Origin of the sequence: Propionivibrio sp. (assembly GCF_049316945.1) — a bacterium.
Lineage (GTDB): Bacteria > Pseudomonadota > Gammaproteobacteria > Burkholderiales > Rhodocyclaceae > Propionivibrio.
The window spans coordinates 1-13,641 of the sequence record NZ_JBMOJE010000122.1 but is presented as its reverse complement, the minus strand read 5'-3'; the positions used below and the strand labels follow the sequence as shown (position 1 = coordinate 13,641).

The following is a 13,641-nucleotide window of genomic DNA, read 5'->3' as shown; positions in this document are numbered from 1 at the left end:
ACTGGCACTTTCAAGTTGCCGAATTCATGGTAGTTTCACGGCGCCGCGCACACTGAGAGCCAGTATTCATGCGGATCTCCAAGGCATGGCCTGAAGATCGCCTATCCACGCGCCTTGCAGGAAGCAACCTTGGCTGCGCCCGCTCGCTTGCCGGGAAGGCGCATGCCATGGCCGCACCCTTATCAATTGGGAAGCAACGGGGAACCCGCCTTGTTGCGGGCCGCCAGTCCGGCCTTGTTTTTCAACAGACCCACTTCGTCACTGAGGATATTCGCCGCTTCGTTCAGCAACACGTCCTTGGCATTTTTTCGCGATTTTTCCAGCGCCAGATCACTGGTGATGTTGCGTTCGTCCGCCTGCAGGCCATCATCGCGAAACACGGCGCTCTTCCCCGACTCGGTTTCCTGACCAGGCACCTTATCGTGGGTGACTTTTTCAGCCCCTTTCCTTGCCTCGCGGAACGTCTGCCGGGCTTCCTGAGCATCGCGCTCCTTGCGCCGTTCGTCTTCATTCAACGAGAGCTGGTTGGTCTTGCGTTGCAGGTTTAATTCGGCGATGTCTTCCAGCAGGTATTGGAAGTCCTTGTCCTTCTTTACGCGGGATGCGTGGTCTGCCCGTAGAATTGGCTCCACGTTCTTCAAGTCACCAGCCGGCGAATAGTCAGCGGCCTTGACCTGCACCCAGGGGAGTGCATTTTCAAAGCTGGATTCACCGCTGCTTTCGGCATCGGAAAACGAGGGAAACACGATGTCCGGCTTGACGCCACGCAGTTGCGTGGTGCCGCCATTGATGCGGAAAAACTGGGCAACGGTCAATTTCAGTTCGCCAAATTTCGGCTTGTCGTTTTTGGCGATCTGGTCGAGATTGATCATGGTTTGTACGGTGCCCTTGCCGAAACTGGGTTCGCCGATCACCAATCCACGGCCATAGTCCTGAATGGCGGCGGCAAAGATCTCGGACGCGGAGGCCGAGCTTCGGTTAATCAGCACACCGAGTGGGCCATCCCAGGCGACGTCGGCCTGGTTGTTGCTCTCCACAGAGATCTGGCCACGGGCATTGCGCTGTTGTACCACGGGCCCCTTGCCGATGAACAAGCCGGTGAGTTCAACCGCTTCCGTCAAGGAACCACCACCGTTATTGCGCAGGTCGATCAGTACGCTGTCGACTTTTTCCTTTTTCAGTTCGTCCAATAGACGGGCCACATCGCGCGTTGCGCTCTTGAAATCCGGATCGCCTTTTTTTCGCGCTTCGAAATCCTGGTAGAAGGTGGGAAGCGATATCACGCCGATACGACGAACGCCCTCCGCTTCCTTCACGAGAAGGATGAATTTCTTGGCGGCCTGCTGTTCCAGAGTGATTTTTTTCCGGACCAGTGAGATCAAGGTGTGTTTGCCATCCGGGCCAGCCTCGGCGGGGAGCACGTCGAGCACGACGAGCGTATCGGCCGTGCCGCGAATCAGCGCCACGGTTTCGTCCAGGCGCCAGCCAAGAACATCGGTCATGGCTGCGCCCTGTCCTTGGGCAACACCGAGGATACGGTCGCCGATCTTGAGTTGGCCCGAGAGGGCCGCCGGCCCCCCGGGCACCAGTTCCCGAATCGTCGTATAGCCATCCTTGTCGGCCAGCACCGCACCGATCCCGACCAGGGAAAGTCGCATCGATATGTCGAAGTCTTCGGTGGCGCGTGGACCCAGGTAGTTAGTGTGCGGCTCGATGGCCATGGTGTAGGCGTTCATGAAGGTCTGAAAAGCGTCTTCACTCTTTACCCGGCTGATGCGCTTCAGTGAATTGTCGTAACGCTTGTCCAGCGTCTCGACGATACTCTTGTCGTCTTTCCCGGCGAGTTTGAGCCGTAGCCAGTCGTTCTTCACCCGCTTGCGCCACAACTCGTGCATTTCATCCTCGGACTTCGGCCAAGCGGCCTTTTCCCGTGCGTATTGATAGCTTTCCTTCTGCCGGAAATCAAAACCCTCCTTGAGCAGACTGCGGGCATAGGCAAATCGCTCGGCAAAACGTTGCGCATAAAGGTTGAAAATACCGAACGGAATGCTGAGGTTCTCCTTGAGGATCGCATCGTCAAGTTTGCTCCGAACGCTAGCCAACTGGTCAATGTCGGCCTGAACAAAAAAGAGCTTGTCGGGATCAAGCGACTTGAGATAGCTGTCGAATATTTTTCCGGACAAGGCATCGTCGAGCGGGACCGTTTTGTAGTGGAAACGGGTCAGCAGTTCCGATGCCATATGAGCCGCCTGCCCCTGTTGCTGCGCTGGCACCAACTCCGGTGAACGTGGCACTTCCAACCCGGGCGATGCGGCTTGCGCTGCCGTTGCCAAGACAAATAGGATCCACAGCAATTTCATTTTCATGGGTGCTTCCTGAAGTTTTCAACTGACTGGTTGAGACACTGAAACCGATCCTGACGTTCCATGCCTCACGTCATTAGATGGCGCTGCTGCTTGCCCCAGTACTGGCGGCCGGTGAGGAAATGGTACCTCGCGCATCAGGCGGGGCACGATGTCTTCTTCGATCACTTTGACCAGTCCCGGGTCGACCACCTTGTTGATGGCAAAGAAGGGCTGGCCGTCCATGGCGTTCACCCAGAAATCCACGGTGGCGCGCAAACACAGCTTTTGCCGGACGACGTAGTGGCGCGGTAGCTTGCTTTGCGCTCCGTTATAAACCCGCTTGTGACCATCGACATAGAGTGTTGCTCTGGCAACAACCGTTCAGCCCGCTGCTTGAGACTCAACACCTGGGTACTTCGCTCACCCACAGCAGATATCATGCATAAGCAAATATGACCATCGCAAATATCGATTGATCAATAAAATCGTTTTGCTGGCTCGCCCCCTGCCCTAGATTCCACCTATCAAATCAGCAAACAGGGAGTAAACATGACCACCCTTATCGTCGGCGGTGACCGGGTAAATTCCTACAAGGACTTTCTTCAGGCGCAGGGCTTCGGCCCCGTCCTGCACTGGACCGGGCGCAAGAATAGCGAATGCCACCGCACAATTCCGTCAGGTACGAGGCTGGTCGTGATCATGGTCGATCAGGTCAATCATGGGTTGGCGACCAAGATGCGTCGCGTGGCAGAAGAACTCGATCTGCCGGTTGTCTTCAGCCGCAGATCGATCGGACAACTTGACCAGGCCATCGCCCGTTTCAAGGACAACGACGATTCGCGTCTGCGGATTCAGTAGGTCGGCTGAGCCTGCTCGCACCAGGCTCAGCCATAGGACACCATGAAGATCAGCAGCGCTTCCCTCGGCAAAGCGTTGCTCCGAGGCAAAAGAGGCTGCCAGTGATGTTATCGGGTAATCGCAACATCATGCACCACATAACGGAGCACAACCACACACCGGAAACCGCGCCGATGCGCGTGTTCGAAGTCGACTTCGAGCAGTACCCCAGGGTGCAACAGGACCTCGGGCTGCGTCCGGGTCAACATCGGTAAGAGGGTTGTAGCGCACGAACACCTCGGCAGGGTCAACTGCCTGGAATTTGACGCGCAGGCGGGTAAAAAGCACCTTTCGTCCCCTGCCCCGGTAATCCAACTTCACGAGGAGACTTGCGCGGCGTAAAACGGTATCTTGCAAAGAAAACGGCCACCTTATGAGTGGCCGTAAGTCTTTGATTCTATTGGTCGGGGCGCCGGGATTCGAACTCGGGACCCCTTGCACCCCATGCAAGTGCGCTACCAGGCTGCGCTACGCCCCGACAGCTTTGGATTATAACCCAGATATCGATTGATTTCCTTAGGTTCTAAGCAATTCTGCGATGTTGAGTAGCTCTCCACGAAGTAATTCGGGTGAATAAACGGCAGGTTTTGCTTCGGTAATCGCATCATCCAGACGATTGCGTGCGCCACTGATGGTGAAGCCTTGGCTATAGAGAAGTTCCCGGATACGGCGCACCAGCAGTACTTCATGATGCTGATAATAACGACGGTTGCCGCGACGCTTGACTGGTTTGAGTTGGGTGAATTCCTGCTCCCAATAGCGCAGGACGTGCGGCTTCACGCCACACAGTTCGCTGACCTCTCCAATGGTAAAGTAGCGTTTGGCCGGGATGGGCGGCAAAGGCTCCTTATCGGTATCTTTAAGACTCGGTTCCATTGTATGAGAGTTCCACTTCACCCTTCAGCTTCTGGCTGGCATGGAAAGTAACGACGCGCCGTGCGGTGATCGGAATTTCCTCCCCGGTTTTCGGGTTTCGACCTGGACGCTGTGGCTTGTCACGCAACTGGAAATTGCCAAACCCCGAGAGCTTTACGCCATCACCGCGCTCAAGCGCATTACGTATTTCTTCGAAGAAGGCTTCGACCATATCTTTGGCCTCACGTTTGTTGAGGCCAACTTTTTCAAACAGTAAATCTGCAAGTTCTGCTTTGGTAAGCGTCATGTCTTTTTCCTGTTAGACGCGAAGCTGTGCCGCGAAGGCATGCTGCAAATAATTGATCAATTGTTGCACCGCGGCATCGACTTCCGCGTCTTGCAAAGTCCTTTGAGTATCTTGCATAACTATACGGAATGCAAGACTTTTTTCCCCGGCCTCTACCCCCTTTCCGGTGTATACATCGAAAAGTCGAATGTCCTGAATGATGGCCGGTCTATTGGCTTCCATGCCGTCAACGAGTTGCTGTAAGTCAAGTTTGAGATCAACCACAATGGCGAGGTCGCGGATGGCCAGGGGTTGACGTGAAACCTCAGCGTAGCTTGGCAATCTGGCAAGTTTTACTGCGTCCAGATCAATCTCGTATACGACAGGAGCCAGCGGCAAATCGTATTTTTGTAGCCATTGTGGATGCAGTTCACCGAGGAAACCGATTGCCTGCCCATCAACAATCACTTGCGCGCTACGACCCGGATGCAGGGCAGGGTGATCCGCCTTCTCAAAGCGTGCGATGGTCGGTGCGAGAAGCAGTTCGACTTCACCTTTGATGTCGAAGAAATCAACATTGCGTGAAGAATTCCCCCATTGTTCCGGGAGGGCGCTACCGTATGCCAGGCAGGCGAGTTTCCAGGGTTGCCTGAAACCTTCAACCGGAATGCCCGCTGTGTCGCGGAAGAAGCAGCGGCCAGTCTCGAATACGCGAACGCGGTTCTGCTTGCGCTTGAGATTGGTGACGACGTTGGCTACCAAGCCTCCAACAAGTGATGAGCGCATCACGCTCATCTGACTGGCTATTGGGTTGGCCAAGCGAATCGGTGAAGTATTTGCAGAGAAATTGGTTTCCCAAGCCTCTTCGACGAAGGCAAAATTAATGACTTCCTGGAAACCGCGATCAGTCAATATCTGACGAATCCGGCTCAAGGGCCGCACATCCTCTGTTTGCGGTAGCATCGACAGCATGGCGCGCGGGGCGGTAGCCGGAATATTGTCGTACCCGTGCAGGCGGACGATTTCTTCAATCAGATCTTCTTCGATCTCGATATCGAAGCGATAACTCGGTGGCGTGACAAGGAAGTTATCGCCATCGGGTTTGAAGACAAGATCGAGACGCGCAAACAATTCGCCGATCTGCTCTGCAGAAAAGGAAACGCCCAGAACCTTGGCGACACGCGCTGGACGCAGTCGAACGGGTTGTCTTTCGGGCAGCGTGGCTTCAGCTTCACACAATGATCCAGCCTGCCCACCGCAGATATCGAGGATGAGTTGGGTCGCTCGCTCGAGTGCTCGCCGTGTCCCGCCAAAATCCACACCGCGCTCGAAACGGTGCGAGGCATCCGAGACAAAGCCGTAGCGACGGGCGCGGCCAGCAATCGCCTTGGGGGCAAAGAACGCCGATTCGAGGAACATTTCGGTAGTGTCAAGCGTAATGCCACTGTCTTCGCCGCCCATGATCCCGGCCATCGCGACCGGGCGTTTGTCGTCGGCGATCAGCAGAACGTCATCCTGAAGTTCCAGCGTCTGCTCATTGAGCAGCAGAATCTTTTCACCTGCCCGTGCCATGCGGGCATGGATGGCGCCATCGAGTTTTGTATTGTCGAAGGCGTGCAGTGGCTGGCCCAATTCAAGCATCACGTAATTGGTGATGTCGACAAGCGCGGAAATCGAACGGATGCCGCTACGCTCCAGGCGCCGCTTCATCCAGTCGGGTGTAGCGGCTCTGGCGTCGACGCCAGCAATCACACGGCCACAGTAAAGGGGGCAAGCCTCGGGTGAATCCAGAAAGATCTGGCGTTTGGCGGAGATGCTGACCGGTGCTTCAATAAATTCGGGGTAAGCCGCAGGGGTACTGGTCAATGCTGCGACTTCACGCGCAACGCCAGTCAGTGAAAGACAGTCCGCACGGTTTGGGGTGAGTTTTAGAGTGAGCAGACGGTCGTCAAGATCAAGGTGATCGCGGATATCCTGGCCAACCGGCGCATTGGCGGGCAGGACAAGCAGACCGGAGGCGTCTTCGGCAATACCAAGTTCCTTGGCGGAGCAAAGCATGCCGGAGGACTCGATGCCACGGACCTTGGCCACCTTGATCTTGAAGTTGCCAGGCAGATTGGCACCGGGCAGGGCGCAAGGCACCTTGAGACCGGGAGCAACGTTTGGTGCACCACAGACGATCTGCTGATGCACACCATTGCCGATATCGACACGGCAGACGTTCAGTCGATCGGCATCCGGATGCTTATTGACCTCAAGCACTTGGGCAACGACGACCTTGTCGAAAGACGGTGCAACGCTTTGCTCCTCTTCTACTTCGAGGCCGGCCATAGTCAGGAGATGAGAAAACTCGTCGCCCGAAACGCCTGGGTTTACAAAGCTGCGGAGCCAGGATTCAGAGAATTTCATTGATAATCCATATCACCAAAAGCGATCAAACGAACTGGCGCAGGAAGCGCAGATCGCCATCGAAGAACAGGCGCAGGTCATTGACCCCGTAACGCAGCATGGTCAGGCGATCCGGCCCCATGCCGAAGGCAAAGCCAATGTACTTTTCCGGATCAATGCCAACGTGGCGCAGCACGTTAGGATGCACCATGCCGCAGCCCGCGATTTCCAGCCAGCGACCCTTCAGCGGGCCACTCATGAACGCCACGTCGATTTCGGCTGATGGCTCGGTAAAGGGAAAGAAAGAGGGACGGAAGCGGACTTGCAGGTCGTCGCTTTCAAAGAAGCGGCGCAGAAAGTCGGCAATAACCCCCTTGAGGTCGGCAAAGCTCACGTTCTCACCGATCCAGAGCCCTTCAACTTGATGAAACATCGGCGAGTGGGTCGCGTCGGAGTCAACACGATAGACACGTCCAGGCGCAATGATGCGAATTTCCGGCATCGTCTCAAGGTGGGCGTATTTCGCCACGTGTGCCTGCATGTAGCGCACCTGAACCGGACTGGTGTGCGTACGCAGCAGGATATCCTTGGCAACCTCGCCGTTTTCATCCTGCAAATAAAAGGTGTCGTGCATTGAACGCGCCGGGTGATCCTCGGGTGTGTTCAGTGCAGTGAAATTCTGGAAGTCGGCTTCAATCTCCGGGCCGTCGGCGACTTCAAAGCCAATCGAGCGGAACAGTCCTTCGATTCGCTCCAGCGTGCGTGTTACCGGGTGCAGTCCACCGCGTGACTCGCCACGGCCGGGCAGGGTGACATCAAGGGATTCTTCGGCCAGGCGTGCTTCCAGCATCAGGCGCCGGATCGCTTCACGGCGAGCATTGAGTGATGCCTCAATGGCTTCCTTGGCGCGATTGATCGCAGCCCCCCGCGATTTACGTTCTTCGGGCAATAGCTTGCCCATACCCTTGAGCAGTTCGGTAATCTGACCACTTTTACCAAGGTAGCACGCCTTGATTTGTTCAAGCGCATCTGGGTCATCAGTCGCCGCGAAAGCGACGGCAGCTTCTTGAGCTATTTGGTCGAGGTTTTGCATGAGTATGTTTAACACTTCACCGAAAAAAAGGGAGGCGCGAGCCTCCCTTTTCTAAAAACCGTTCAGTTAGACGCCGAGTTGAGCTTTGGCCTGCAAGGCAAGAGCGGCAAATGCAGGCTTGTCGAAAACAGCCAGATCAGCCAAAACCTTGCGATCAACTTCGATCTGCGCCTTCTTCAGGCCATTCATGAAAGTGCTGTACTTCAGGCCAAGTTCACGAGCGGCTGCATTGATACGAGCAATCCACAGCGCACGGAACTGACGCTTCCTTTGACGGCGGTCACGGTAGGCGTACTGACCAGCTTTCATCACCGCCTGTTTGGCGATGCGATATACGTTCTTGCGACGACCGCGGTAACCCTTGGCCAGTGCAATAATTTTCTTATGGCGCGCGCGCGCCGTTACACCACGTTTAACTCGGGGCATCTTTAATCTCCTTAAGCGTAAGGCAGCATGGAACGAACCATGGCCTTGTCGGAGTCATGCACTCCGGTCATGCCGCGCAACTGACGCTTGGCTTTGGTGGTTTTCTTGGTCAGGATGTGGCGCTTGAACGCCTGTCCGCGCTTGATACGGCCACTCGCGCTGACCTTGAAGCGCTTCTTGGCGCCACTCTTGGTCTTCATTTTGGGCATTGAATGCTCCTATTTATAATCATGCAAGCAGGTGTCCCCCGACGGGAGTTCTTTTGACCTGATTCCACTTGTGGGTGCTGCAACTGCAAACTACTGAAACTATTTTTTCTTGCTCGGCGTCAGAATCATCACCATCTGGCGGCCTTCCATCTTGGGCATCTGCTCGACTGCGGCAACTTCCTGAAGATCAGTTCTGATCCGCTCGATCTGGCGCATGCCAATCTCCTGGTGAGCCATCTCACGACCGCGGAAGCGCAAAGTAACCTTGACCTTGTCATCTTCCTGCAGAAAGCGCGTCATGTTCCGCAGCTTGATCTGATAATCGTTTTCGTCGGTACCTGGCCGGAACTTGACCTCCTTGACCTGAACCTGCTTCTGCTTGAGCTTTTGCTCATGCTGCCGCTTCTGTTCCTGGTACTTGAATTTTCCGTAATCCATGATTCGGCAAACTGGAGGTTGCGCCATCGGAGCAATCTCAACCAGATCAACCCCTGCTTCCTCGGCCAACTGTAGAGCCTGTCGGACGGTCGTGATTCCGAGCGCCTCGCCTTCTTCACCTACCAGTCGAATTTCCGGTGCGTTGATCTCTTCGTTAACGCGTTGAGCCTTTTGCAGTGCGATGGTTCCGCTCCTTGTGCTGAAAAAAATTAAGCCGTGCCACTTCGCGAAGCGACTTCACCGAGAAGTCGCTCGATCAGTACCTCGAGCGTCATTTGCCCTAGATCCTGACCACCGCGTGTACGCACGGCAACCAGATTAGCTGCAACTTCCTTGTCACCTACAACGATTTGGTACGGCAGCTTGTTCAAGCTATGGTCGCGTATTTTATAGGTAATTTTCTCGTTGCGCAAATCAGCATCAGCGCGCAAACCATTACTCCGTAGCGTTTTTGCAACATGCTCGGCATAGTCGGATTGCTTTTCCGAGATATTCAGCACAACCACCTGGACCGGTGAAAGCCACAAAGGCATGGCGCCAGCACAGTTCTCAATGAGAATGCCAATAAAGCGCTCCAGAGAACCCAGAATCGCGCGATGCAGCATGACCGGGGTGTGTCGCGTGTTGTCCTCTCCGACGAATTCGGCGCCGAGACGCTGCGGCATTGAGAAGTCTACTTGCACCGTGCCACATTGCCAGGAGCGACCGATGGCGTCCTTGATATGGAACTCGATTTTCGGACCGTAAAAGGCGCCTTCGCCCGGGAGTTCTTCCCACGCCAGCCCGGAAGCCTTCAGTGCCTCGCGCAGCGCAAGCTCGGCCTTGTCCCATACTTCGTCCGAACCAACACGCTTTTCCGGGCGCAATGCCAGCTTGACCTTAACGTCGTGAAAACCGAAGTCGGCATAGACCTTTCGCACGAGGTCGTTAAAGACCGTTACTTCAGTCTGGATCTGGTCTTCGGTACAGAAAATGTGGCCATCATCCTGCGTGAAACCGCGCACGCGCATGATGCCGTGCAGCGCACCCGAAGGCTCGTTGCGATGGCAGGAGCCAAACTCGCCATAACGCAGCGGCAAGTCGCGGTAACTGCGCAGCCCGGTGTTGAAAATCTGAATGTGGCCAGGGCAATTCATCGGCTTGATCGCGAATTCGCGCTTTTCCGACTCAGTGGTAAACATACTGTCCTTGAAATTCTCCCAGTGACCGGATTTTTCCCACAAGGTACGGTCGAGAATCTGCGGACACTTCACCTCCTGATAACCATTATCCTGATAGACGCGGCGCATGTACTGCTCGATCTGTTGCCACATCGCCCAGCCCTTCGGGTGCCAGAAGATCATTCCTGGCGCCTCGTCCTGCAGGTGGAAAAGTTCGAGATGCCGGCCAAGACGGCGGTGGTCGCGCTTTTCGGCTTCCTCCAGCATGTGCAAGTAAGCGTCCTGCTCTTCCTTCTTCGCCCAAGCCGTACCGTAGATGCGCTGCAACTGCTCGTTGCGTTGATCGCCGCGCCAGTAGGCGCCGGCCACCTTCATCAATTTGAATATTTTGAGCTTGCCTGTCGAGGGTACGTGCGGGCCTCGGCACAGATCGACGAAATTGCCTTCGCGATAGAGCGAAACTTCCTGGCCTTCAGGAATCGCCTCAATCAACTCGGCCTTGTAGTGCTCGCCGATTGACTTGAAGAAAGCGGTTGCGTCATCGCGTTTCCAGACTTCGCGTGTTACGGGGATCTCACGCTTGGCCAACTCACCCATGCGCTTTTCGATAGCGACGAGGTCTTCAGGAGTAAAGGGGCGCTTGTAGGCGAAGTCGTAATAAAAGCCGTTATCGACTATCGGGCCGATCGTAACCTGCGCCTCCGGGAAAAGCTCCTTGACAGCAAAGGCCAGCAGGTGAGCCGTCGAGTGCCGAATGACCTCAAGGCCTTCGCTATCCTTGTCGGTGATGATGGCAAGCTGGGCATCGTGATCGATGCGGAACGAAGTGTCGACCAGGCGACCATCAACTTTACCAGCCAGTGCAGCACGCGCCAGACCTGCGCCAATGCTTTGAGCCACTTCGCCAACCGAGACTGGCTGCGCGAATTCCCGTTGAGAACCATCAGGCAGAGTAATGACCAGCATATTGTGCGACCCCGGAAATAAATAAAGCCAGAGACTCGCTCTGGCTTTAATTGTTTGGTAGGCGCGATTGGACTCGAACCAACGACCCCCACCATGTCAAGGTGGTGCTCTAACCAGCTGAGCTACGCGCCTTCTTTGCCGCTTGAGCAGCGCGCGACTTCGAAGAAGGCCGAATTATACGGGCGTAGCATGGCAAGTCAACAATTTTTGGCTCAATAAAAGCATCTATCCAAGACACCAATGAGACGCAAGAACAAGTGAGAAAATGCTCTGTGCCCATTCTGTGCCCAAGTAGTGCCCGTTCTGTGCCCAAAATTTCTTACCAACAATTTTCAATTAAGCGCGCACTGAACACCACTCTACATATTGATGGGCACACAACGCTACTTCACTGCTGGCGTTTCGCTCAAAAATCTCTCGATCGCAGCTCTTACCACATCAGATCGCGTAGGGATCGTGCCTTGGGCATGTGCCATCTCCAACCGCTTTTTATCGATTGCTACCAGTAACTCATCTTCGACCCGCACAGCCAATTGCTTTGAACCCGCATTCTTTTTCATCAGAAGACCCGCTTTACAAAACCGGATCATCCCATTTGTTAAACAGGTTGACAAATACCAATTTATGAATTACAGTAAGAACGTCAGACAAACTGACAATATACCTTAATGACAACTGGAGAAATCATGACTACTTACATGTCCGCAACTCAGCTTTCTGAGGAACTTCCATACAAGGCTCGTTATATCAATGAATATTTGAAAAACCGGGTGTTTTTGGAGGGGACACATTACGTCCGCCTCCCAGGCTCTCGTCGCATCATGTACATATGGGATGCTATCCGGATTGACTATCTGGACCAGCGCACTTCTTCTATACCGATGGCTAGTGGAGGTGTTTGTCATGGGTAGCGTCCGAGTTCGACCGGAATCGGATACTCTGTATTTCGATTTTCGCTATCTCGGCAATCGCTGTCGGGAACTGACAACTCTGCCTACAACAAAGGGGAACACCCTACGTATGCAAGCCACCATGCATAAAATCGAAAAGGAAATCCAGGCCGGAACTTTTTCATATCGGAGCTATTTCCCCAACAGCAAGCGTGCCGACCTGTTTGAGTCACCTGTGCTCATTACCCCTCCGACGCAGGAAGAAATTGTTGCTGGCGCGGTTGCGGCCTCGCGCGCGATGACTAACATCGGTCAGCCCATTTCTGTAGTGATTGGGGGAACTCCCCTGTTCTCGGCCTTTTCGGATCTCTGGTTTACAGAGCGGGAAATTGACTGGAAGCGCTCTACCCGGCAGAAGGTGACTGACATTCTGATCAAACATCTTGATCCCCGGTTCAAGGGACGGAGGGTCGGCGACATCTCCAAGGCAGACATTCTGGCTTTTCGCACGCATCTCGCCAAAGACTTCTGCGAAGGCCAAGGATTATCACCCGCCCGGACCAACGGGATTCTGAACATCTTGCGTCAGATTCTCGTTGAAGCCGCCGACCGTTTCGACTTTACCATGCCCTATCGCGGGATCAAACCGCTGCGTGTCTCAAAGACGGATATCGATCCCTTTTCCCTGACGGAAGTGAAGTTGATACTGGCCTACCTTCCAGACGCCTATCGCCCTTACTTCACGACGGCCTTCTTGACGGCGCTGCGCACGTCGGAATTGTTGGGACTCACTTGGGATCGGGTGGATTTCGAACGGTCACAGATACTCGTTGAGGAAGTTTGGGTTTGTGGAGAGCTCGATACGCCCAAAACGCCAGGGTCGCAACGTACAATCGAGCTATCCGCCCCAGTCGTAGCTGCGCTGCGTCAGCAACAGGCGATGACGGCGTCGATTGAATCGAAGTTCGTATTCTGTGCCAGTAGCGGCCTGCCGCTGAGTCGTCACAACATCGCCAATCGTATCTGGCACCCGACCCTCAAAGGGCTTGGCCTAAAGGCTCGCCGACCCTACCAAACACGGCATACGGCAGCCACCCTCTGGCTGGCATCCGGCGAGGCTCCGGAATGGATTTGCCGTCAGATGGGACACACCTCGACCAAGATGCTGTTTACCGTCTATTCGCGCTATGTGCCCAACCTGACACGGCGCGATGGATCGGCGATGGAGCATTTGCTGGCTAGCCAAGGGTTTTTGGCACAGATCACCCGTGCTGATAGAGAGAATGAGGAGATGGCTCATGGAAATTAATCCGACTCGTGTTGGTGAATCGATCCCCCTTATTTCAGGCGAAGAGTTGCCGAATATATTCCGGGTTGTTTCAATTGAACGGTATCCCCGTAGTGGCAACGGGTATCAGAATCGCGCCATGCTGTTCCACGAGCAGGCCCAACTGGCCGTCGAATGGACTTCCGATAAGGTTGATTTCCGACTAGTGCCCGGAAGTCTGGCCTCGCTTGACATGGAGGGCGAGGTGCCGGCAACCAACGATAGCGTGCAGATTACTCAGCTGCAGTTGCTCGAACTTCCGGTGCCGACGCTGAATCTCTTCGAGACTATCCCGCCAGGTTGGGTCCCAATGCTCTCAACTTAACACCCTTTTGTCATTGTAATTATTTATAAGCATGTG

The 13,641-nt window shown here is 54.7% G+C and carries 14 protein-coding genes, 2 tRNA genes and 1 pseudogene; 4 read left to right on the top strand and 13 right to left on the bottom strand.

The features are described 5' to 3' along the window. Positions 1–182: 182 nt before the first annotated feature. Entirely contained in the window at positions 183–2,366 is a 2,184-nt protein-coding gene (locus ACOYNV_RS21080; RefSeq protein ID WP_422901775.1) for a carboxy terminal-processing peptidase, read from the bottom strand. Positions 2,367–2,384: 18 nt separating this feature from the next. Then, a pseudogene (locus ACOYNV_RS21075) lies at positions 2,385–2,696 on the bottom strand (putative transposase); the annotation flags it as partial. 198 nt (positions 2,697–2,894) lie between these two features. Here ACOYNV_RS21075 and ACOYNV_RS21070 point away from each other — a divergent pair. Together ACOYNV_RS21070 and ACOYNV_RS21065 are read left to right on the top strand one after the other, a co-directional pair. Further along, complete coding sequence (locus tag ACOYNV_RS21070; protein WP_422901774.1) at positions 2,895–3,203, top strand: DUF2325 domain-containing protein; 309 nt, start codon at positions 2,895–2,897, stop codon at positions 3,201–3,203. Positions 3,204–3,307: 104 nt separating this feature from the next. Further along, complete coding sequence (locus ACOYNV_RS21065) at positions 3,308–3,457, top strand: hypothetical protein (protein WP_422901773.1); 150 nt, start codon at positions 3,308–3,310, stop codon at positions 3,455–3,457. A gap of 186 nt (positions 3,458–3,643) precedes the next feature. Here ACOYNV_RS21065 and ACOYNV_RS21060 read toward each other — a convergent pair. The 11 genes from ACOYNV_RS21060 to ACOYNV_RS21010 all read right to left on the bottom strand — a co-directional run bounded on the left by ACOYNV_RS21060 (position 3,644) and on the right by ACOYNV_RS21010 (position 11,623). After that, a tRNA-Pro gene (locus tag ACOYNV_RS21060) sits at positions 3,644–3,720 on the bottom strand. Positions 3,721–3,758: 38 nt separating this feature from the next. Further along, positions 3,759–4,118, bottom strand: a complete 360-nt coding sequence (locus ACOYNV_RS21055; protein WP_422901772.1) for a MerR family transcriptional regulator — start codon at positions 4,116–4,118, stop codon at positions 3,759–3,761. Beyond that, positions 4,102–4,404 (bottom strand): integration host factor subunit alpha, encoded by a 303-nt coding sequence (locus ACOYNV_RS21050; protein WP_422901771.1) that lies wholly within the window; start codon positions 4,402–4,404, stop codon positions 4,102–4,104. Before ACOYNV_RS21050 ends, ACOYNV_RS21055 begins: the two co-directional genes overlap by 17 nt. 12 nt (positions 4,405–4,416) lie before the next feature. Then, positions 4,417–6,792: a phenylalanine--tRNA ligase subunit beta gene (gene pheT, locus ACOYNV_RS21045; RefSeq protein WP_422901770.1), complete on the bottom strand. Its 2,376-nt coding sequence runs from the start codon at positions 6,790–6,792 to the stop codon at positions 4,417–4,419. A 25-nt stretch (positions 6,793–6,817) separates the two neighbouring features. Next, positions 6,818–7,864, bottom strand: a complete 1,047-nt coding sequence (pheS, locus tag ACOYNV_RS21040; protein WP_422901769.1) for a phenylalanine--tRNA ligase subunit alpha — start codon at positions 7,862–7,864, stop codon at positions 6,818–6,820. 66 nt (positions 7,865–7,930) lie between these two features. Next, positions 7,931–8,290: a 50S ribosomal protein L20 gene (gene rplT, locus ACOYNV_RS21035; RefSeq protein WP_422901768.1), complete on the bottom strand. Its 360-nt coding sequence runs from the start codon at positions 8,288–8,290 to the stop codon at positions 7,931–7,933. A gap of 11 nt (positions 8,291–8,301) precedes the next feature. Next, entirely contained in the window at positions 8,302–8,499 is a 198-nt protein-coding gene (rpmI, locus tag ACOYNV_RS21030; RefSeq protein WP_422901767.1) for a 50S ribosomal protein L35, read from the bottom strand. A gap of 99 nt (positions 8,500–8,598) precedes the next feature. Then, positions 8,599–9,120 carry a translation initiation factor IF-3 gene (infC, locus tag ACOYNV_RS21025; RefSeq protein ID WP_422901776.1) on the bottom strand — a complete coding sequence of 174 codons (522 nt, stop codon included), beginning with the start codon at positions 9,118–9,120 and terminating at the stop codon, positions 8,599–8,601. A 26-nt stretch (positions 9,121–9,146) separates the two neighbouring features. Then, entirely contained in the window at positions 9,147–11,063 is a 1,917-nt protein-coding gene (gene thrS / locus ACOYNV_RS21020; RefSeq protein ID WP_422901766.1) for a threonine--tRNA ligase, read from the bottom strand. A gap of 55 nt (positions 11,064–11,118) precedes the next feature. Beyond that, positions 11,119–11,195: transfer RNA gene (locus tag ACOYNV_RS21015), tRNA-Val, on the bottom strand. Positions 11,196–11,446: 251 nt separating this feature from the next. Continuing rightward, on the bottom strand, positions 11,447–11,623 hold the full coding sequence (locus ACOYNV_RS21010; RefSeq protein WP_422901765.1) for a hypothetical protein: 177 nt from the start codon (positions 11,621–11,623) through the stop codon (positions 11,447–11,449). Positions 11,624–11,966: 343 nt separating this feature from the next. Here ACOYNV_RS21010 and ACOYNV_RS21005 point away from each other — a divergent pair, with 343 nt between their 5' ends. Together ACOYNV_RS21005 and ACOYNV_RS21000 are read left to right on the top strand one after the other, a co-directional pair. Further along, entirely contained in the window at positions 11,967–13,262 is a 1,296-nt protein-coding gene (locus ACOYNV_RS21005) for an Arm DNA-binding domain-containing protein (protein ID WP_422901764.1), read from the top strand. Further along, a complete protein-coding gene (locus ACOYNV_RS21000; protein WP_422901763.1) occupies positions 13,252–13,605 on the top strand; it encodes a hypothetical protein in 354 nt (117 codons plus the stop codon). Before ACOYNV_RS21005 ends, ACOYNV_RS21000 begins: the two co-directional genes overlap by 11 nt. Positions 13,606–13,641: the final 36 nt, after the last annotated feature.